Raw genomic sequence first — 19,985 nt, forward strand, 5'->3', positions numbered from 1 at the left:
GTACCGGGCCGCGAGAGCCTCAGTAGACGGGCAGCCGGCGGGGGCCGAGGTCGGTGGTGGCGGGGGGCCTGGCCAGCCGGACGGTCGCGCCGAGGACGGAGAGGCCGTGGGCTGCGACGACGACCGGTTCGAGGTCCACGCCGACGACCTCGGGGTGGTCGTCGACGAGCCGGGAGACGCGCAGCAGCAGCTCCGCCAGGGCGGCGGTGTCCACGGGCTGGGAGCCGCGCCAGCCGAACAGCAGCGGGGCGGCCCGGATCGAACGGATCTGCTCGGCGACCTCGCGGTCGGTGGCGGGGATGAGGCGGTGGGCGATGTCGCCGAGCAGCTGGGAGGGCGCCCCGGCGAGGCCGAAGGAGAGTACGGCGCCGGCGGCCGGGTCGATGGCGGCACGGACGACCGTGTCCACGCCGCGCGGCACCATGGACTGGACGACCGGGCGCAGCTCCTCCGGGGAGCCGAGGAAGTCGGTCAATTCGGCATAGGTCCGGCGGAGTTCGGCCTCGCCGGCGATGTCGAGGCGTACGCCGCCGAGATCGGGGCGGTGGCGCAGATGGGGTGCGGTGGTCTTGAGGGCCACCGGATAGCCGAGGCGGGCGGCGGCGCGGACGGCGGTGTCGGGGTCGGGGGCCGGGAGGACGGGGAGGGTGTGGATGCCGTAACGGGCGAGCAGGGCCTCGGCGTCCTGGGGCGGCACCGGGACGGAGCGGCTGGAGGGGACGTCGGGGGTGAGCCGGTCCAGGAGGCGCTCGATGTCGGCGCCGGCCTGGGCCTCCTGGATGTCGTCGTACTCCGGCACCCGGCCCGGGTCGGCGGCCTCCCGGCGCCAGGCGGCGTAGCGGACGGCCTCGGCGAGCGAGCGGACGGCGCGCTCGGCGGCCGGGTAGGCAGGGATCCGGAGGGGCTCCCGACGGGGGCGGCGCGGGGGGTCGGCCTCGGCGTCGCGGGCCGGGGGCGTCTGGCGTGCGGTGAGGGTGGGAGGCGGGCCCGTGGGGGCCGGGGGGCGTGGGGAGCGGGACGGGGCGGCCGGGACGGACGGGGGCGCCGGGGCCGGGGCCGCGGGGCGGGCCGCCGGCTCGGGGGCGTCCCCGGCGGGAGCTGTGGTCCCGGCCGGTTGGGCCGGTGCGGCGAGCGTCTCCGCCAGGTCGTCCATCGCGAGGTGGACGACCGTGACCGGCTTCTGGGGGTGGGCGGTCGCGGCGGTGCGCAGGGCGTCGGCGAGTGCGGCGCCCTCGCTGCCGCCCGGGGAGACGGCGGCCCCCTCCCCCACCCAGGGGATGGCCGTGACGACCACGGCGTCGCAGCCGTCGGCGGACAGCGCCTCGGCGAGCGCGGCCCGGAAGTCGTCCGGTGTCGCGGCGGAGGCCAGGACGCGGGGGTGCTGCGGGCGCAGCCCCTCGGTCAGGCAGGCGTCGTACGCGAGCAGCGCCAGCGACTCGGAGTTGCCGAGGATGGCGATCCGCGGGCCGGCCGGCAGCGGCTGGGAGGCCAGCAGCAGCCCGGCGTCGATCAGTTCGGTGACCGTGTCGACGCGGATCACACCGGCCTGGCGCATCAGGGCGGCGACGGTGCTGTCGGGGACCCGGACGGTGGGCACCGCATGGCCGGGCGGGGCGGTGCCGTTGTGCCGGGCTCCCTTGGCGACCACCACCGGTTTGACGGCGGCGGTGCGGCGGGCGAGGCGGGCGAATTTGCGGGGGTTGCCGATGGACTCCAGGTAGAGGATCACGACATCGGTGTCCGGGTCCTCGTACCAGTACTGGAGCAGGTCGTTGCCGGAGACGTCGGCGCGGTTGCCGGCCGAGACGAAGGCGGAGACACCGGCGATCCCGCCGTCACCGGGGCCGCGCGCATGCAGTCCGCTGAGCAGGGCGATGCCGATGGCCCCGGACTGGGTGAACAGGCCGATGTGGCCGGCGCCGGGCATCCGCGGGGCGAGCGAGGCGTTCAGCCGGACGTCGGGGGCGGTGTTGATCAGACCGAAGGCGTTGGGCCCGATCAGCCGCATGCCGTACGACCGGGCCTGCCGGAGCAGGTCACGCTGCCGCTCCCGGCCCTCCGGGCCCGCCTCGGCGTACCCGGAGGACAGGACCAGCACGCCTTGGACCCCGTGCTCGCCGCAGTCACGGATCACCTCGGGGACGCTGTCCGCGGGGACGGCGATGACGGCGAGGTCGACCGGGTCGGTGATCTCCCGCAGGGCGCGGACGGCCGGCACGCCTTCGGGGTCGAGCCGCCGCAGGCCCTCGGGGAAGGCGTGGTTGACGGCGTGCACCCGACCCGTGAAGCCGGAGTCCAGGAGGCTGCGCAGGGCGGTGCGGCCGACGCCGCCGGGGGTCCGGCCGGCGCCGATCACGGCGACCGAGCCCGGCGCGAGCAGCCGCTGTACGGAGCGGGCCTCGGCGCGCTGCTCACGGCCGCGCATCACGGCCATGGACTGCTCGGTCGGCTCCAGGTCGAACTCGAGACGGACCACACCGTCCTCGAAGGTGCGCTTGTGGGTGTAGCCGGCGTCCGTGAACACCTTGATCATCTTGGAGTTCGCGGGGAGCACCTCGGCGGCGAACCGGCGGATGCCGCGTTCTCGGGCGACGGCCGCGATGTGCTCCAGGAGGGCGGAGGCGACCCCGCGGCCCTGGTGGGCGTCCTGGACGAGGAAGGCGACCTCGGCCTGGTCATCCTCGGGGTCCTTGGCGGGCAGGCCCTGGTCGTTGATCCGGTCGTAGCGGACGGTGGCGATGAACTCGCCGCCGACCGTGGCGGCGAGCCCGACCCGGTCGATGTAGTCGTGGTGGGTGAAACGGTGCACATCGCGGTCGGACAGGCGGGGGTAGGGCGCGAAGAAGCGGTAGTACTTCGATTCGTCCGAGACCTGCTCATAGAAGGAGACCAACCGCTCGGCGTCGTCGGGGGTGATGGGGCGGATCCGCGCCGTGCCGCCGTCACGCAGCACCACGTCGGCTTCCCAGTGGGTCGGGTACGCATGCTCCGGCGGCGTCTGCATGCGGACAGCGTACGACCGGCCACCGACAACCGACCCGGCGCGCGTACGCTCGGGGTGCGGGGCAGCCTGGGGCCCCGTAGGACGTACGGCCTGCCGGGTCTCCCCGGGCATCACGGCCACACAGACCGGAACGCAGGGCTGTGGACCACGCACGACAGCATGAGAGACTGGTCTAGACAACTGTCACGACTTTGAAGGGCAACACCATGGCAGAGCGCCGCGTCAATGTCGGTTGGGCCGAGGGCCTGCACGCCCGCCCCGCGTCGATCTTCGTCCGTGCGGCCACCGCCTCCGGCGTCCCGATGACGATCGCCAAGGCTGATGGCAACCCCGTCAACGCGGCCTCCATGCTCGCGGTCCTCGGCCTCGGCGCCCAGGGCGGCGAGGAGATCGTGCTGGCCTCCGACGCCGAGGGCGCCGAGGCGGCACTGGACCGTCTCGCCAAGCTCGTCGCCGAGGGCCTCGAGGAGCTCCCCGAGACGGTCTGAGTCCACCAGGACTTCTGCTGCATGCGGCGGCCCCGCAGTGGTGACCGGATCGGTTGCCGCTGTGGGGCCGTTTCGCTGCCCGCATTCCCATGGGGGACAAATGCGCGGAAATTCCGGGAAGACAGCTCTCCGGGGGCGATGACGACCGCTTTGCGAGATCGGCGCGCGACCGCTCTCCGCGAGCCGCCGGGAAAAGCGCACACCATTGAGCGCACGCGGCCCCAGCATAAACAGGAACGCCACATAAGGGCCCGGATTCAATAAAGCACCGGCACACGCCGCGGCTGCTTATTTCGCGCCTCTTTGTATACGGGGCGATTGTTAAGGGCGGACGCGCGCCGTGTTGACGGGTCGTTTCGGATCCCTCACCTCGGGGACGGCGGGGCGCCGCAGCCGGTGGACCGGAAGCGAGCGCTCGACATGAGCCGCCATCAGGGCGCGCGCCCGTTCCGCGTCTCCCCGGGCCACCGCGTCCAGCACCGCGCCGTGTTCGTCCCAGGACTCGCCGGCCCGGGACGGCAGTTCCACCGTGTACATCCACTCGATCTTGCGGCGCAGCTGGGTCAGCAGCGCCGTCAGGCTGGGACTGCCGACCGCCTGGGCAAGCGTTTCGTGGAACCAGCCGTCCAGTTGGCGCAGATCCGCGGGATTGCCGTGTCGGGCCCGCTCGCGACCGAGCCGTACCAGGCCGCGGAGCACCTTGAGGTGGGCCGGGCTGCGGCGGGCGGCCGCGCGGGCGGCGCCCAGCGGCTCCAACAGGGCGCGGATGTCCAGGAGATCGGCGGCCTCCTGCTCGGTGGGCTCGGCGACGCAGGCGCCCGCGTGGTGGCGGGTGGTGACGAAGCCCTCGGACTGAAGGGTGCGCAGCGCTTCGCGCACCGGCACTCTGGAGACGCCGTAACGGGCCGCCAGGATCTCCTCGATCAGCCGGCTCCCCGGCGCCAGCGCACCGGAGACAATGTCGTCGCGAATCGCCGTGCACACCGCATGCGCGGAAATATGGCCTCGCATCTTCCGTGCCTCCGCCGTAATCCCCTGGAAACGCCGCCGGTCGGCGACTTTTCCGTGACTCTATTCGACCGGCACGGCTTTTCCGACGGCGTCCGGTTATTCATGGATAATTTTTGGCCGGAAGTCGCGGGCCGTCGGCGTGACCCGTGCGCGCGCACCGCACTCCGGATACGCCGAAGCCCCGGCCGTGGGACCGGGGCTCCGGAAGGACGCTCGGCGTGTGGCAGGCCCCATAGAGGCGCGGCACCGGCGCGGCGCGGGATCAGACGTTGACGCCGTGCCCGCGCAGGTAGGCGACCGGGTCGATGTCCGAACCGTAGTCGGCGCCGGTGCGGGCCTCGAAGTGCAGGTGCGGGCCGGTGACGTTGCCGGTGGCGCCGGAGAGGCCGATCTGCTGGCCCGGGGTGACCTGCTGGCCGACCGAGACACCGAGCGACGACAGGTGGCCGTACTGGGTGTACGTGCCGTCGTTCATCTTGATCACGATGTTGTTGCCGTACGAGCCGCCCCAGCCGGCCTCGACGACGGTGCCCGAGCCGACCGCGTGGACGCTGGTGCCGGAGGCGGCGTGGAAGTCGATGCCGGTGTGGCTGCCGGAGGACCACAGGCCGCTGGAGGCCTTGTAGGAGGTGGAGACGTAGGAGTCGGCAATGGGGGCGACGAAGGCGTTGAGGCGCTTGCGCTCCGCTTCGCGGGCGGCGCGCACCTTGGCCTCGTGGGCGGCCTTGGCCTTCTTCTTCGCCGCCTCGGCACGCCGCTTGGCCTCGTCGGCCTGCTTCTTGGCGACGGCCTCGGCCTTCGCCCGCGCCGCGGCGATCTCGGCGTCGGCCTGCTGCGCGTCGGCCTGGGCCTCGACCCGGCTGGCGAGCTCGTCTCCGAGCACGACGGCCTGCTGGAGTCCGGTGTCGTGCGGGCGCGCCTCGTCCGTCGCGGCCATTGCCGGCGAGGCCACGGAAGCGACCACACCACCGGCCGCGAGGGTGGCTATGCCGGCGATGTTGCGGCCCGTCTTGACGGGGCGGCTCGTGCGACGGTGCTTCCCGGTGGCACGGATGAGCGCCATGTGGTGGCTTGTCCTTTCCCTCCTTCTCGCCTACCGGGTTAGCTGACGGGTTCGGAGCAGGAAGGTCTCCTACGGACTCCTCAGAGAGGAGCCCGATTCACCCCAAGGGACATATGGGTCCCCGGCTCCCCTGGCTCGCGCCGTACGGGGACTCGGCGATGACTGCCCGGTGCCACTGTTGTGGCGGACTTGTGACGAACAGCCGGACCGACGCTAAACGGGGCAACTTTCAATCGGCAAACAGATCAGCTTTTTTGTGCGGGATGCCACAAGAACCGGAGCACCAGCCGCAATAAACCGGACATACAGCGGCTCCCGTGGCCGATAAGCACCACGGGAGCCGCATGTCGATATATGACCTTCCGTCACACGGGCGGGACTAGCCGCTGACGACGGTCACCTCACCGATGCCCAGCGTCTTGACCGGCTCGGCGATCTGTGCCGCATCGCCCACCAGGACGGTCACCAGCCGGTCCACGGGGAAGGCGTTGACCGCCGCCGCGGTCGCCTCGACCGTGCCGGTCTCCGCGAGGCGGGCGTACAACTGCGCCTGGAAGTCGTCCGGCAGCTGCTGCTCCACCTGGTCGGCGAGGGTGCCCGCGACGGCAGCCGCGGTCTCGTACTTCAGCGGTGCGACCCCGACGAGGTTCTGCACGGCGACATCCCGCTCCTCGTCCGTCAGCCCCTCTGCCGCGAGGGTGCGCAGCACCTTCCACAGGTCCTCGAGCGCCGGGACGGTGGAGCCGGTGTCCACCGAGCCGCTGATGGCCAGCAGCGCGGCACCCGTGGACCCCTCCGGGGAGCCGGGGGCGGTGGAGCGCAGTACCTGGCCGAAGGCGCGCACCCCGTAGGTGTAGCCCTTCTCCTCCCGCAGCACGCGGTCCAGACGGGAGGTGAGGGTGCCGCCCAGGCAGTACGTGCCGAGGACCTGCGCGGGCCAGACCCGGTCGTGCCGGTCGGCACCGATACGGCCGATGAGCAGCTGCGTCTGGACGGCCCCGGGGCGGTCCACGACCACCACCCGGCCGGTGTCGTCGGCGACGATCGGCGCGGCCGTCAGCGGCTCGGCCGTGGAGCCGGTCCAGGCGCCGAGGGTGCCGGCGAGCGCCGCGTCGAGGTCGACACCGGTGAGGTCACCGACAATGACGGCGGTGGCCGTGGCGGGCCGTACATGGGCGTCGTAGAAGGCCCGGACGGCCGCGGCGTCGATCCGCGCGACGGTCTCCTCGGTGCCCTGCCGGGGCCGCGACATACGGGCGGTGGCCGGGAACAGCTCCTTGGACAGCGACATCGCGGCACGGCGGGCCGGGTTGGCGAGCTCGTGCGGAATCTCGTCGAGGCGGTTGCGGACCAGCCGCTCGACCTCGCTCTCCGGGAAGGCGGGCGCCCGCAGCGCGTCGGCGAGCAGGCCGAGCGCACGGTTCAGCCGGGACACCGGCACCTCGAGGGAGACCCGTACGCCGGGGTGGTCGGCGTGCGCGTCCAGAGTGGCGCCGCAGCGTTCCAGCTCGGCGGCGAACTCCTCCGCGTCGAGCGTGTCGGTGCCCTCGGACAGCGCACGCGCCATGATCGTGGCCACGCCGTCCAGGCCCTCGGGTTCGGCGTCCAGCGGCGCGACGAGGTTGATCTCGACGGCGACGACCTGCTGGCCGGGACGGTGGCTCGTCAGGAGGGTGAGCCCGTTGGGCAGTTGGCTGCGCTCGGGGGCAGGGAAGGCCCACGGCTTGGGCGCGCCCCCCTGGGGCTGCGGGTGGAAGTCCATGGTGCTCACGGGAGAATCGGCGTGGGTGGTGGCGTCGCTCACTGGTCCGCCTCCCCTTCCTCGGTGTCGACGGCGTCGGACGGCTCGGTGGGCTCGTAGACCAGCACCGCGCGGTTGTCGGGGCGCAGCCGGGCCTTGGCGACGGCCTGCACCTCCTCCGGGGTGATGTCCAGCACGCGCTGGACGGCGGTCAGCGCGAGCTGCGGGTCACCGAACAGGACGGCGAAGCGGCACAGTTCGTCGGCGCGGCCGCTGACCGTGGCCAGCCGGTCGAGCCACTCGCGCTCCAGCTGGGCCTGCGCCCGCTCCATCTCTTCCGGCGTCGGCCCCTCGGCGGCGAACCGGGCCAGCTCCTCGTCGACCGCGCGCTCGATGTCGGGAACCTCGACCCCGCCGGACGTCTTCACGTCCAGCCAGCCCAGCGAGGGGGCGCCGGCCAGCCGCAGCAGGCCGAAGCCGGCGGCGACGGCGCTGCGGTCGCGGCGCACCAGCCGGTTGTACAGGCGGGAGGACTCGCCGCCGCCCAGAACGGTCAGCGCCAGGTCCCCGGCGTCCGCCTCACGGGTGCCGTCGTGCGGCAGGCGGTAGGCCGCCATCAGGGCGCGGGAGGGCACGTCCTCCTCGACGACCTCGCGCAGCTCGCCGCCGAGGACGTCGGGCAGGGTGCCGTCCCGGGGCGGCTGCTTGCCGTCGTGCGAGGGGATCGAACCGAAGTACTTCTCGATCCAGGCCAGCGTCCGCTCGGGGTCGATGTCGCCGACGACCGACAGGACGGCGTTGTTGGGCGCGTAGTACGTGCGGAAGAACGCCCGCGCGTCCTCCAGGGACGCCGCGTCCAGGTCGGCCATCGACCCGATAGGGGTGTGGTGGTACGGGTGGCCCTCGGGGTAGGCCATGGCCGTGAGCTTCTCGAAGGCCGTGCCGTACGGGACGTTGTCGTAACGCTGGCGGCGCTCGTTCTTGACGACGTCGCGCTGGTTCTCCAGCGACTCTTCGTCGAGCGCGGTCAGCAGCGAGCCCATCCGGTCCGCCTCCAGCCAGAGCGCGAGCTCCAGCTCATGGGCGGGCATGGTCTCGAAGTAGTTGGTGCGCTCGAAGCTCGTGGTGCCGTTGAGCGAACCGCCGGCGCCCTGCACCAGCTCGAAGTGGCCGTTGCCCTTCACCTGCGCGGAACCCTGGAACATCAGATGCTCGAAGAGGTGAGCCAGGCCCGTACGGCCCTTGACCTCGTGGCGGGAGCCGACGTCGTACCAGAGGCACACCGCCGCGACCGGGGTCAGGTGGTCTTCGGAGAGCACCACGCGCAGGCCGTTGGCCAGCCGGTGCTCGGTCGCTGTCAGGCCGCCGGAGCCGGCTTGTTCTGTGGCCGTGTGACCCATGGGCATGTACGTCCCTTCGATCCGCTTGCGAGGAAGTTCTGTCACTGTATGCAAGCGCGTCGGCATCTGGCGAAGTTCCCGTCCGACCGGCCCCGAACGTACGGCGCGCTCGGCTCCCGCGGGGCCGAAGGGGGAGTCGCGGTCGGCGTTGTCAGTGGCGCGGTCCACAATGGTCCGCGTCAGACTCAGACATACTCGCGGGTCGATCCCCCAGCTGGTTGACCCGACGGGTTGACCGTTGTTCCGATGTCGCCTCCACGACATCGGCAGTAGACGCAGCAGAAGGAGCCGCAGCCGCGATGGCCCGCCGCAGCACGAAGACCCCGCCGCCGGACGACTTCGAGGAGAGGATCCTCGACATCGACGTCGTCGACGAGATGCAGGGTTCCTTCCTCGAGTACGCGTATTCGGTCATCTACTCGCGCGCCCTGCCGGACGCCCGCGACGGTCTCAAGCCCGTGCACCGCCGCATTCTGTACCAGATGAACGAAATGGGGGTGCGCCCCGACCGCGGCTACGTCAAGTGCGCCCGCGTCGTCGGTGAGGTGATGGGTAAGCTCCATCCGCACGGCGACGCCTCGATCTACGACGCGCTGGTGCGCATGGCGCAGCCGTTCTCCATGCGGCTGCCCCTGGTGGACGGCCACGGCAACTTCGGTTCCCTGGGCAATGACGATCCGCCCGCCGCGATGCGGTACACCGAGTGCCGGATGGCGTCCGCCACGTCCCTGATGACGGAGTCCATCGACGAGGACACCGTCGACTTCTCGCCGAACTACGACGGCCAGGAGCAGGAACCGGCCGCCCTCCCCGCCGCGTATCCCAACCTCCTCGTCAACGGCGCCTCCGGCATCGCCGTCGGTATGGCGACGAACATGCCGCCGCACAACCTGGGCGAGGTCATCGCCGCGGCCCGCCATCTGATCAAGCACCCCAACGCCGATCTCGAGACCCTGATGCGCTTCGTGCCGGGTCCGGATCTGCCGACGGGCGGCCGGATCGTGGGGCTCGGCGGCGTACGGGACGCGTACGAGAAGGGCCGTGGCACGTTCAAGATCCGTGCGACGGTCACCGTGGAGACCGTCACCGCCCGCCGCAAGGGCCTGGTCGTCACCGAACTCCCCTTCACCGTCGGCCCCGAGAAGGTCATCTCCAAGATCAAGGACCTGGTCGGGTCGAAGAAGCTCCAGGGCATCGCCGACGTCAAGGACCTCACCGACCGCGAACACGGCCTGCGGCTGGTGATCGAGGTCAAGAACGGCTTCAACCCCGAGGCCGTATTGGAGCAGCTCTACAAGCTCACGCCGATGGAGGAGTCCTTCGGCATCAACAACGTCGCGCTGGTGGACGGCCAGCCGCTGACGCTGGGGCTCAAGGAGCTGCTGGAGGTCTATGTCGACCACCGCTTCAATGTGGTGCGGCGGCGCAGCGAGTTCCGGCGGAGCAAGCGGCGCGACCGGCTCCACCTGGTCGAGGGCCTGCTGACGGCCCTGGTGGACATCGATGAGGTCATCCGCCTCATCCGCTCCAGCGAGAACAGCGCACAGGCCAAGGAGCGGCTGATCGAGCGCTTCTCGCTGAGCGACATCCAGACGCAGTACATCCTCGACACCCCGCTGCGCCGGCTGACCAAGTTCGACCGTATCGAGCTGGAGTCGGAGCGTGACCGGCTCCAGGACGAGATCGAGAAGCTGACGGTGATCCTGGAGTCGGACACCGAGCTGCGCAAGCTGGTCTCCGGCGAGCTGGCCGCGGTCGCGAAGAAGTACGGCACGGACCGGCGCACGGTCCTGCTGGAGTCGGCGGGCCCCGCGGTCGGGGCGGTGCCGCTGGAGGTCTCCGACGACCCGTGCCAGGTGCTGCTCTCCTCGACGGGGCTGCTGGCGCGGACCGTCACCGGGGACATGACCTTCGACGTCGACGCCAAGCGCGTCAAGCACGATGTGATCGTTTCGGCGGTGCCGGGGACGACCCGTGGCGAGGTGGGGGCGGTGACGTCCCTGGGCCGGCTGCTGCGGATCTCGGTGATCGACCTGCCGCAGCTCCCGGAGACCGCGGCGGCGCCGAGCCTCTCCGGTGGCGCGCAGCTTTCGGAGTTCCTCACTCTGGAGGACGGCGAGGAGCTGGTCTGTCTGACCACGCTGGACGAGTCCTCACCGGGCCTGGCGCTCGGCACGGAACAGGGCGTCGTCAAGCGGGTGGTGCCCGACTACCCGGCCAACAAGGAGGAGTTGGAGGTCATCACCCTCCGGGAGGGCGACCGCATCGTGGGCGCGGTCGAGCTGCGCACCGGTGAGGAGGACCTGGTCTTCATCACCAACGAGGCACAGCTGCTGCGCTATCCGGCGGCGCAGGTGCGGCCGCAGGGCCGGCCCGCGGGCGGTATGACGGGCATCAAGCTGGGCGAGGGCGCGACGGTGATCTCGTTCGCCGCGGTCGATCCGGCCACCGACGCCATGGTGTTCACGGTCGCCGGCTCGCACGGCACGCTGGACGACTCAGTGGCGACGGCCAAGCTCACCCCGTTCGACCAGTACCCGCGCAAGGGCCGGGCGACCGGCGGGGTGCGCTGTCAGCGGTTCCTGAAGGGCGAGGACTGTCTGACCCAGGCGTGGGCGGTGCCCGCTCCGGTACGGGCCGCGGACGCCAAGGGCAGTCCGGTCGAGCTGCCGGAGGTGGATCCGCGCCGGGACGGCTCGGGAGTGCCGCTGACGAAGCCGGTGGCGGCGATGGCGGGGCCGGTGTAACCGGTAGCCGCGAGGGCAGACGTGCGTGACGCCGTCGGGCCGGTGGAGAACCGGCCCGACGGCGTCACGCGTCTTCGGCCTCCTCGTGTGCCGCCACGTACCGCAGCACACCCCACATGCTGTTCGGATCGGCTTCCGAGGGTGCGCCGTCCCGGCAGCTCTCCAGCTCCTTGCGCAGGGCCGGGGCATCGATACCGCTGCCGATCATGACGAGCTGGGTGCACCGTTCCTCGCCCTTCGGCCACGGCGCGGGGTAGAAGCGCAGGAAGTCGCCGACGGCGTGCACCGTGAACTTCTGGCGGTTCTCCGGTACGTCGAAGTGGACGAAGCCCTTGATGCGGTAGAGACCGGCCGGGCGGCTGTCGAGGAAGCCCATGAGACGGCGCGGGTGCATCGGCTCGGCGGAGGTGAACTCCACGCTCTCGTAGGCGGCGTGGAGGTGGCCGGCGTGGTGGGTGTGGCCGAGGTGGCCGCACTCACCGGGGTGACCGCAGTGGTCGTCGGAGTCGTGGGCGGGGGCCCCGTTGGCCGCGGCCTCGCGCAGCAGGTCCTCGAAGGACAGCTGGCGGACGGCCGCGTCGTGGTCCTCGCCCGGTCCGCGGTCGAAGAACAGCTCGGGATCGACCCTCCCGTATGCGGTGCAGATCACCGGGCGGCCGGGAGCCAGGTCGGCGAGCCTGTCCATGAGTGACTGCCGCGCCGCGTCACCCATGCGATCGGCCTTGTTGAGCACCACGATGTCGGCGATGCTCACATGCCGGTCCAGTTCGGGATGCCGGACGCGGGTGTCGTCGAACTCCGCGGCGTCGACGACCTCGATCAGCCCGCCGTAGACGATCCGGTCGTTGTCGCTGGACAGGATCATCCGGATGAGTTCCTGCGGTTCGGCGAGCCCGCTGGCCTCGATGACGATCACATCGATACGGGCGGCGGGGCGGGCCAGCCGCTCCAGGTAGGTGTCCAGTTCGCTGGTGTCGACCGCGCAGCACAGACAGCCGTTGCCGAGCGACACCATCGAGTCGACCTGCCCCGCGACGGTCATGGCATCGATCTCGATGCTGCCGAAGTCATTGACGATCGCGCCGATCCGGGTGCCGTCACCGTTGCCCAGCAGGTGGTTGAGGAGGGTGGTCTTGCCCGACCCGAGGAAGCCCGCGAGCACGACGACCGGGATCTGTTGCGTGGCCAAGGGGGCGCCTCCATGGTGCGGGTGGCGGGCCGCGCGGACCGGCGGCGGACGAGCTGTCGATCGTAACGGACCGCCGGCGCCAAGGGCCCGGCTCGCCCCCTGCGGCCGCCCCCGCTAGCGGGGTGCGATAACGGGCACCGGCTGTGGCGGGGGCGGCCCGACATACCGGGCCGCGGGGCGAATGATCTTCGAATCCTGGGCCTGCTCCAGGATGTTGGCGCTCCAGCCGACCACCCTGGCCGCGCAGAAAGTGGGCGTGAACATCTCGCGCGGCAGTCCGCACAGCTCCATGACGACGCCCGCGTAGAGCTCCACATTGATGTGCAGCTCGCGGCCGGGCTTGAGCTCGGCCAGCAGCTCTTCGACCCTCGCCTCCACCTGGACGGCGAATTCCACCAGCGGGCCACCGAACCGCTCGGCGATACCTCGCAGCATCCGGGAGCGCGGGTCCTCGGTGCGGTAGACGGAGTGGCCGAACCCCATGATCCGGTCGCCGCGCTGCACTCGGTCACGGATCCACGCATCGATGCGGTCGGGGGTGCCAATGGCGTCGAGCATGTCCAGGGCACGGCTGGGCGCACCGCCGTGCAGCGGCCCGGAGAGCGCACCGACGGCGCCGACGAGACAGGCCGCGAGGTCGGCGCCGGTGGAGGTGATGACGCGTGCGGTGAAGGTCGAGGCGTTGAAGCCGTGGTCGATGGTGGAGATCAGATACGCCTCGATGGCCCGGACCTGCTCCGGCTCCGGCTCGTCACCGGTGAGCATGTAGAGGTAGTTGGCCGCGTGGCCGAGGTCCGCGCGCGGCTCGACGGGCGTCAGGCCCTGGCCGAGACGGTGCAGCGCGGTGATCAGGGTCGGTACGGCAGCGCAGGCGGCGAGCGCGTCGGCACGGCGGCGGCCGGCATCGATGTCGTACAGCGGCCGGAAGCCCACCGTCGCGCCGAGCAGCGACAGCGCGGTGCGCAGCCCGGCGAGCGGACCTGAGAGCGCACCGGCACGGGCGAGGGCGGGCAGCGCGTCACGCACGGCCGCGGGCAGCGTGCGCAGCTCGGCGGTCTCGGCCTTGAACGCCGCCAGCTGCGCGGCGTCGGGCAGCTCCCCGTGGAACATCAGGTACCAGACGTCCTCGAAGCTGCGGGCGGTGGCCAGCTCGACGGCGGAGTACTGGCGGTAGTGATAGAAGCCCTCGGTGCCCCGTACGTCGCCCAGTTGGGTCTCGGTGACGATGACGCCCGCAAGCCCCCGGGGAGCATCGATCGGTGCGTTCACCTCGGCGGTCGGCATTGCTGATCTCCTTGCTCTTCCTCACCCGAACATTGATCCGACTGTCCATGCTTGACTCAATAATTGTCAATGTTGATTGAATCAATATGGATGCGTCTGGATACGGTGACCTCATGGCGGATCGAGAAACGGCGCAGGATGCGGGCGGGAAGCGGCTGAGCACCCGGGAGGCGGCCGACCGGCTCGGTGTGAAGCCGGAGACGGTGTACGCGTACGTCAGCCGCGGCCAGCTGACCAGCCGCCGCGAGCCGGGCGGCCGCGGCAGCACCTTCGACGCGAAGGAGGTCGACGCGCTCGCCCGCCGCGCCGGACGCCGCGAACCGTCCACCTCGGGTGGCGAGTTGGCGGTCCGTACGGGCATCACCCTGATCGATCGCGACCACTGCTACTTCCGCGGCGTCGACACCTCGGAACTCGCCGCCCACTACAGCTACGAGGAAGTCGCCGAGTGGCTGTGGACCGGCGAGCTGCGGCCCGACATCCGCTTCACCGCGCCGCAGGACGCCCTGACCGCCGCCCAACGAGCCGTCCAGGCGCTGCCGGCCCACAGCGGACCGATGGACCGGCTCCGGGTCGCCGTGATCGCCGCCGCGGCCGCCGACCCCCTGCGCTTCGACCTGTCCGAGGCCACGGTCGTCGAGACCGCACGCCGCCTCATCCCGACCCTTGTCGACGCCTTGCCGTCACACACCCCGAAACAACGCGCTGCCGACTCACTCGCACCTCGCCTCTGGTCACGGCTGACCGCTGAACCGGCCGACGAGGCGGCACTCCGCGTCCTGGACGCCGCGCTGGTCCTGCTCATCGACCACGACCTCGCCGCCTCGACCTGCGCGGTCCGGGTCGCCGCCTCCGCCCGCGCCCATCCGTACGCGATCGTCTCGGCCGGCTTCGGGGCGCTGGACGGCGTGCTGCACGGCGCGGCAAGCGGGCTCGCCCACCGGATGCTGCTGGAGGTGCTGGACCGCGGCAGCGCGGCCGCCGTCGTCGCCGACCACCTACGGGCCGGCCGCCGGGTACCGGGCCTCGGCCACCCCCTCTACGGCGGCGAGGACCCACGGGCCCGTACCCTCTTCCAGCTCCTGGAAGACGTACCTCAGGCCGGCCCCGCCTTGGACGCCGCCCGCCAAGTGATCACCACAACGGCCCGACACACGGAGCTGCACGCCAACGTCGACCTGGCCCTGGCCGTACTGACCGTCTCGACGGGCATGCCGACCGAGGCGGGCGAAACCATCTTCGCCATCTCCCGCACGGCCGGCTGGATCGCCCACGCCCTGGAGGAATACGCCGAGCGCCCACTCCGCATGCGCCCCAGCGGCCAGTACGACGGCCCCCGCCCGCCACAGCCGTTGCCATGACAGACGGCCCACGAGTGAAGGCGGGCCAGAGTCACCTCTGGCAACACCGGCACCCACACGGTCGACATCGGCATCGTCGGGTCTCACGCAGAGTGACACCCACTAACGCTCGGGGCCTTCCGCTTCGCCTCGTCCCCTAGATACCCACCCGAAAGCCGACTCACAGGGGATGAGGTTAGGCTCACCTATGTGAGTACCTGCGCCACCGCTTCCCGTGAATCGGCCGAATCGCTCGCCGGAACAGCGGCGCCTGCCCGGACCTGGCTGCTCATCGAGCAGACAGGACCCTGGGGCGCCCATGCACTGACGGACAGTCACCTGGACCCTGACGTCGGCCGGGCCCTCGAAGCCGCGGCTGAGGGGACGGGCGTACGCGTCGCCCTTATCCGGCGGCCGGGGCGTCACGCCGACTGTCACGGCACCTCCCGGCGACGTATGTTCCTCGCGCACACCGCCCCGGGGCGATCCTGGATCCGCACGACCACCGTCACCGACCCGCGGGCTGCCCTCGACCTGGACTTCACGTCCCTGGGCACGGGAGAACATCGCGGCCTGTGGGAGCCGTACATCGGTGAGCCGCTGGTTCTCGTCTGCACCAACGGCAAGCGGGACCGCTGCTGTGCCCTGCTCGGCCGCCCGCTCGCCGCCGAGCTCGCCGCCGGCGGGTCCGAGGTCTGGGAGGTCACCCACATCGGTGGTCACCGCTTCTCCCCCACCCTTTTCGTCCTCCCCTACGGCTACGCCTACGGACGTGCCTCGGCTCCCTTGGTCAAGGAGACCGTGGAGGCGGCGCGCGACGGACGGATCACGAGCGACCATTGCCGCGGGCGCTCGGCCTGGGACCGGCCGGGCCAGGCCGCTGACCTTGCCGTCCGCGGGCTGATCGGGGAGGACCGGGCGGACGCACTCAACGTCGTACGGACCGACCCGATGTGGCCCGAACCCAAGTCTGCCGACAGCCGGACGCCCGAAAGCGCGACGGTTGCGGGATCCTCCCCTGCCTGGCTCGTTACCGTCGCGCACTCCGACGGGCGTACCTGGCAGGTCACCGTCGAACAACGGGCCGATGGTGCTGCGGCGCCCGCTAGCTGTGGTGCGCCGCTCGGTCCACCGGCGCGTATGGCGGTTGTCTCCGTCACTGCGGCGACCGGCATGCTTCACGGGACGCCCCAGGCCGCCGCCAGTAGGTGATCTCGCGGGCTTTCCCTGACAGTCTGCGAGCACTTCAGCAGCCTTCGCTTCCCCCATCCGCGCGACGTGCGGCGCCTCGCGCTTGCCGGATCGAAGGCTGCGTTCGGGCCGGCTACTCCGGCCACCTGCCGCAGGGCCCGACCCACCAGTGCGGTCCTCCCGTAGCGCAGGGCCGCCGCAGGACCAGGCGAAGCGACAGACAAAACGCACTGACCAACTGCGTCGAGCCCGTACAGCCCCGATTCGGCGGCCGAACCGTACGCCGCCCGCCCCCTTCCACCACTGCCGCCACGCACCGCAGCCATCCCCCACCGAACTCATTGCACGCCCCCTACGCGCCGCTGCGCGCCTCACTCTCGCTCTGGCCGGTCCTGACCGCCCCACGCAAGGCCCCTATCGGTCTCACCATGCGAGGCTAAGCACGCACACTCCGCACCCGAAAGGCCTGTGGATAACTCCTCCCAGCGCTCCTCCCGCCGGCCTCCACACACCTGACCTGCACCTTCCGCACAATGGACAGGCCCCGGGCGACAGCCAGCCGATGACGACGCCGACACATCGATAACCTCCTGCTCGGGGGCGCATGGATGAACCGGAGGCTGAAAGCCACGAGCAGGACGAGCCGACCATGGCAGCCGTGAACCGCGCCATCGTCCTCGTGGTGGCCGCCGGCGTCATGGCATGGGCGGTCGTGATGACATGGGGGATCTTGGTGTTCGCCCTGGGCCAGGGCGACAGCACAGCGAGGGACGTATCCGACCCGGGTCCCAGGCTCGAGAACAGGCGGTGTCCCATCCCGGTCACCGCCCGGGCACCCTCCGAATTCCCTCCATCAGGTGTTACCACCCGACCACCGACCCGCTTACTGTTCGTTCGTATGGGCGAAAAGGAAGAGCCGATTCCACGCCCGAGCGGTGCAGAGCCCTCGGGTTCCGCGCCGTTTCCCGCCGACGCACCGTCCTCCGGCACCACTACAGACGAGCCGGGCAGCGCCTCGCACTTGGCCGACAGTCGACCGACTGCGGAAGCCACGGCCTCGGTCAACCAAGAGCCGGCAACCCCCAGGCCGCGCCGTACCCGGCCACGACTGGGCTGGCCGCGGCGGGTGTTCTCCCAGGTCCTGATGGTGCAGCTGGCCATCGCTGCCGGTGTCACCGCACTGGCAACCGGCCTGTTCCTCGCCCCGCTCAGTGCGCAGCTCGACGACCAGGCGATGCGCCGCGCTCTCGCGATCGCGCAGACCACCGCGGCTGAGACACACCTCGACGACGCCCTGGAGTCCTCCCGTCCAACGCGCCACGGCCCCGTACAGAACGAGGCGGAGCGGATTCGCGCCGCAACCGGAGCCGAGTACGTGGTGATCATGGACACGCGGGGTGTGCGCTGGTCCCACACCGACCCTGACGAGATTGGGCACCACGTCTCGACCGATCCGAGCGCCGCGCTCTCGGGCCAGGACGTCATGCAGATCGACGAGGGCACCCTCGGCCGGTCCGCGCGCGGCAAGGTCCCGCTCCGTGACGAGGACGGCAAGGTCGTGGGCGCCGTCTCCGTCGGTATCGCGTACGAAAGCGTGCAGGAGCGGCTGCTCTCCACCGTTCCCCAGCTGCTCGCCTACGCGGGAGGGGCACTCGCCGTGGGCGCTCTCGCCGCCTATCTCGTTTCCCGCCGCCTCCAGCGCCGAACCCACGACTTGGCCTTCTCCGACATCTCCGCACTGCTCGCCGAGCGGGAGGCGATGCTGCACGGCATCCGCGAGGGGTTCCTCGCGCTCGACAAACACGGGCGCATCCGTCTCATGAATGACGAGGCGCAGCGCCTCCTGGATCTCCGCGCCGAGGACACCGGACGCTCGCTGGAAGCAGCCCTGCCACCGGGCCGCACCACCGATGTTCTGGCCGGTCGCGTGTCGGGGGCGGACCTGCTGGCCGTCAGCGGGCCGCGAGTCCTGGTGGCGAACCGCATGCCGACCGATGACGGCGGTGCCGTGGTCACCCTGCGCGACCGCACCGAACTGGAGCGGCTGGGCCGCGAACTGGACGGCACCCGCGGCCTCATCGACGCCCTCCGCGCCCAGGACCACGAGCACGCCAACCGGCTGCACACCCTGCTCGGCCTGCTCGAACTCGGGCTGCACGAGGAAGCCGTGGAGTTCGTGACACAGGCCGTGGGGGTGCATCGCGCGACCGCCGAGCAGGTCACCGAGCGCGTCCACGATCCACTGCTCGCCGCCCTCCTGGTGGGCAAGGCCACCGTCGCCACCGAGCGCGGCGTCTCCTTGAGCGTCTCTCTCGGTACACACCTGCCCGATCGTCTGATCGACCCGCCCAGCCTGGTCACCATCCTCGGGAACCTCGTCGACAACGCCCTGGATGCCACATCGGGTGAGCGCGACGCCCAACTGGAGGCGGAGATCCGTGCGGAAGGCCGGACCGCCGTCGTGCGTGTCAGCGACAACGGACCGGGCGTGCCCGAGGAACGTCGTGCGGAAATCTTCACCGAGGGATGGACAACCAAGGAGCCACCCGCCCACGGACAGCGCGGCATCGGCCTGGCTCTCGTACGCCGACTCGCCGAGCGCTACGGAGGCAGCGCCGAGGTCGGCGAGCGCGCCGGTGGTGGTGCGGTCTTCACGGTGACGGTCCCCGACGCACTGTCCGATGAGCTTCCCAAGCCCCGTGAAGCAGCCACGCAGAAGGAAACCAGCGGCACCCACACCACCAGACGGGCCGCAGCGCGCACTCGCCGCCCCGAAGACGCCACGGAGGCCGGCCGATGATCGACGTACTGGTCGTGGACGACGATGTGCACGTCGCGAAGATCAATGCGGCATACGTCGCCAAAATCGAGGGGTTCCGTGTCAGCTGCCTCGCGCACACCGCTGCGGAGGCCCTCACCGCCCTTAAGACGCACCCCGTCGACCTCATCCTCCTGGACCACTATCTCCCCGACAGAACAGGGCTTCAACTGGTCAGCGAGCTGCGACGTCGTGGTCTGCTCACCGACGTGATCATGGTGACTGCGGCGCGGGACATCGCCACGGTGCAGGCGGCGATGCGTCACGGGGCGTTGCAGTACCTGGTCAAGCCGTTCACCTTCGCGGGCCTGCGCTCCAAGTTGGAGGGCTACGCGGCGCTGCACCGCACGTTTGCCGGCGGCGGGCAAGCGGAGCAGTCCGAAGTGGACCGGATCTTCGGGACGTTGGGAGCCGCCAACGCCGGCTCCGCCGAGTTGCCGAAGGGGCACTCCACCGCCACCGCCGACCGCGTCCGCTCCGTGCTGCGCTCCGCGGACGCCCCACTGTCCGCGCAGGACGTCGCCCTTCAGGCAGGGCTGAGCCGGCAGACCGCCCAGCGCTACCTCAAACTCTTGGAACGCGCCGGGCGGGTGCGCCTCACACTCAGGTACGGCGAGACCGGCCGGCCCGAGCACCGATACGAGTGGGTCTAGTCCTTCAACAGGGTCACGGGAAGGCAGGCGACGGGCGGGGGGGGAGGCAACAGCCC

At 71.1% G+C, this 19,985-nt stretch carries 13 protein-coding genes and 1 riboswitch; of the genes, 6 read left to right on the forward strand and 7 right to left on the reverse strand.

Translation table 11 applies throughout. The annotated features are described in order from the left end of the window. Positions 1–19: 19 nt before the first annotated feature. Positions 20–3,004 carry a bifunctional acetate--CoA ligase family protein/GNAT family N-acetyltransferase gene (locus tag AC3EUV_RS24720; RefSeq protein ID WP_435603934.1) on the reverse strand — a complete coding sequence of 995 codons (2,985 nt, stop codon included), beginning with the start codon at positions 3,002–3,004 and terminating at the stop codon, positions 20–22. Positions 3,005–3,210: 206 nt separating this feature from the next. Between AC3EUV_RS24720 and AC3EUV_RS24725 the strand changes: the two genes are divergently transcribed. Then, on the forward strand, positions 3,211–3,492 hold the full coding sequence (locus tag AC3EUV_RS24725; protein WP_026170334.1) for an HPr family phosphocarrier protein: 282 nt from the start codon (positions 3,211–3,213) through the stop codon (positions 3,490–3,492). 321 nt (positions 3,493–3,813) lie between these two features. On the opposite strand, the gene AC3EUV_RS24730 is transcribed toward AC3EUV_RS24725, so the two are convergent. The 4 genes from AC3EUV_RS24730 to AC3EUV_RS24745 all read right to left on the reverse strand — a co-directional run bounded on the left by AC3EUV_RS24730 (position 3,814) and on the right by AC3EUV_RS24745 (position 8,707). Then, positions 3,814–4,503, reverse strand: coding sequence for a GntR family transcriptional regulator (locus AC3EUV_RS24730; RefSeq protein WP_435603935.1), 690 nt, complete (start codon positions 4,501–4,503; stop codon positions 3,814–3,816). A gap of 262 nt (positions 4,504–4,765) precedes the next feature. Beyond that, a complete protein-coding gene (locus AC3EUV_RS24735) occupies positions 4,766–5,566 on the reverse strand; it encodes a M23 family metallopeptidase (protein ID WP_432143923.1) in 801 nt (266 codons plus the stop codon). Positions 5,567–5,578: 12 nt separating this feature from the next. Further along, positions 5,579–5,734: riboswitch (cyclic di-AMP (ydaO/yuaA leader) on the reverse strand. Between the two features lie 211 nt (positions 5,735–5,945). Continuing rightward, complete coding sequence (locus AC3EUV_RS24740; RefSeq protein WP_432143997.1) at positions 5,946–7,328, reverse strand: M16 family metallopeptidase; 1,383 nt, start codon at positions 7,326–7,328, stop codon at positions 5,946–5,948. A 38-nt stretch (positions 7,329–7,366) separates the two neighbouring features. Next, complete coding sequence (locus AC3EUV_RS24745; protein ID WP_435603953.1) at positions 7,367–8,707, reverse strand: M16 family metallopeptidase; 1,341 nt, start codon at positions 8,705–8,707, stop codon at positions 7,367–7,369. Between the two features lie 299 nt (positions 8,708–9,006). On the opposite strand from AC3EUV_RS24745, the gene AC3EUV_RS24750 reads away from it, so the two are divergent. Then, complete coding sequence (locus AC3EUV_RS24750; protein WP_435603936.1) at positions 9,007–11,454, forward strand: DNA gyrase/topoisomerase IV subunit A; 2,448 nt, start codon at positions 9,007–9,009, stop codon at positions 11,452–11,454. 64 nt (positions 11,455–11,518) lie between these two features. Here the strand turns inward: AC3EUV_RS24750 and AC3EUV_RS24755 are convergent, their stop codons facing one another. Then, positions 11,519–12,643 (reverse strand): CobW family GTP-binding protein, encoded by a 1,125-nt coding sequence (locus AC3EUV_RS24755; RefSeq protein WP_435603937.1) that lies wholly within the window; start codon positions 12,641–12,643, stop codon positions 11,519–11,521. A gap of 114 nt (positions 12,644–12,757) precedes the next feature. Beyond that, positions 12,758–13,927 (reverse strand): citrate synthase/methylcitrate synthase, encoded by a 1,170-nt coding sequence (locus AC3EUV_RS24760; protein WP_435603938.1) that lies wholly within the window; start codon positions 13,925–13,927, stop codon positions 12,758–12,760. Between the two features lie 113 nt (positions 13,928–14,040). Here AC3EUV_RS24760 and AC3EUV_RS24765 point away from each other — a divergent pair, with 113 nt between their 5' ends. The 4 genes from AC3EUV_RS24765 to AC3EUV_RS24780 all read left to right on the forward strand — a co-directional run bounded on the left by AC3EUV_RS24765 (position 14,041) and on the right by AC3EUV_RS24780 (position 19,929). Continuing rightward, positions 14,041–15,288 (forward strand): citrate/2-methylcitrate synthase, encoded by a 1,248-nt coding sequence (locus AC3EUV_RS24765; RefSeq protein WP_432143927.1) that lies wholly within the window; start codon positions 14,041–14,043, stop codon positions 15,286–15,288. Positions 15,289–15,477: 189 nt separating this feature from the next. After that, positions 15,478–16,479, forward strand: coding sequence for a ferredoxin family protein (locus AC3EUV_RS24770; RefSeq protein ID WP_432143928.1), 1,002 nt, complete (start codon positions 15,478–15,480; stop codon positions 16,477–16,479). Between the two features lie 1,123 nt (positions 16,480–17,602). Next, positions 17,603–19,258 (forward strand): sensor histidine kinase, encoded by a 1,656-nt coding sequence (locus tag AC3EUV_RS24775; RefSeq protein WP_432143999.1) that lies wholly within the window; start codon positions 17,603–17,605, stop codon positions 19,256–19,258. Then, complete coding sequence (locus AC3EUV_RS24780; protein WP_432143929.1) at positions 19,255–19,929, forward strand: DUF7342 family protein; 675 nt, start codon at positions 19,255–19,257, stop codon at positions 19,927–19,929. The genes AC3EUV_RS24775 and AC3EUV_RS24780 overlap by 4 nt, the downstream gene beginning before the upstream one ends. Positions 19,930–19,985: the final 56 nt, after the last annotated feature.

The organism is Streptomyces sp. bgisy130 (assembly GCF_057708345.1).

Bases quoted from the DNA above. Each gene is read 5' to 3' on its own strand.
- AC3EUV_RS24775 (WP_432143999.1), top strand. From the start codon at position 17,603: ATGGTGCAGCTGGCCATCGCTGCCGGTGTCACCGCACTGGCAACCGGC.
- AC3EUV_RS24720 (WP_435603934.1), bottom strand. From the start codon at position 3,004: ATGCAGACGCCGCCGGAGCATGCGTACCCGACCCACTGGGAAGCCGAC.
- AC3EUV_RS24740 (WP_432143997.1), bottom strand. From the start codon at position 7,328: ATGGACTTCCACCCGCAGCCCCAGGGGGGCGCGCCCAAGCCGTGGGCC.
- AC3EUV_RS24735 (WP_432143923.1), bottom strand. From the start codon at position 5,566: ATGGCGCTCATCCGTGCCACCGGGAAGCACCGTCGCACGAGCCGCCCC.
- AC3EUV_RS24750 (WP_435603936.1), top strand. From the start codon at position 9,007: ATGGCCCGCCGCAGCACGAAGACCCCGCCGCCGGACGACTTCGAGGAG.
- AC3EUV_RS24730 (WP_435603935.1), bottom strand. From the start codon at position 4,503: ATGCGAGGCCATATTTCCGCGCATGCGGTGTGCACGGCGATTCGCGAC.
- AC3EUV_RS24725 (WP_026170334.1), top strand. From the start codon at position 3,211: ATGGCAGAGCGCCGCGTCAATGTCGGTTGGGCCGAGGGCCTGCACGCC.
- AC3EUV_RS24760 (WP_435603938.1), bottom strand. From the start codon at position 13,927: ATGCCGACCGCCGAGGTGAACGCACCGATCGATGCTCCCCGGGGGCTT.
- AC3EUV_RS24745 (WP_435603953.1), bottom strand. From the start codon at position 8,707: ATGGGTCACACGGCCACAGAACAAGCCGGCTCCGGCGGCCTGACAGCG.
- AC3EUV_RS24765 (WP_432143927.1), top strand. From the start codon at position 14,041: ATGGCGGATCGAGAAACGGCGCAGGATGCGGGCGGGAAGCGGCTGAGC.
- AC3EUV_RS24780 (WP_432143929.1), top strand. From the start codon at position 19,255: ATGATCGACGTACTGGTCGTGGACGACGATGTGCACGTCGCGAAGATC.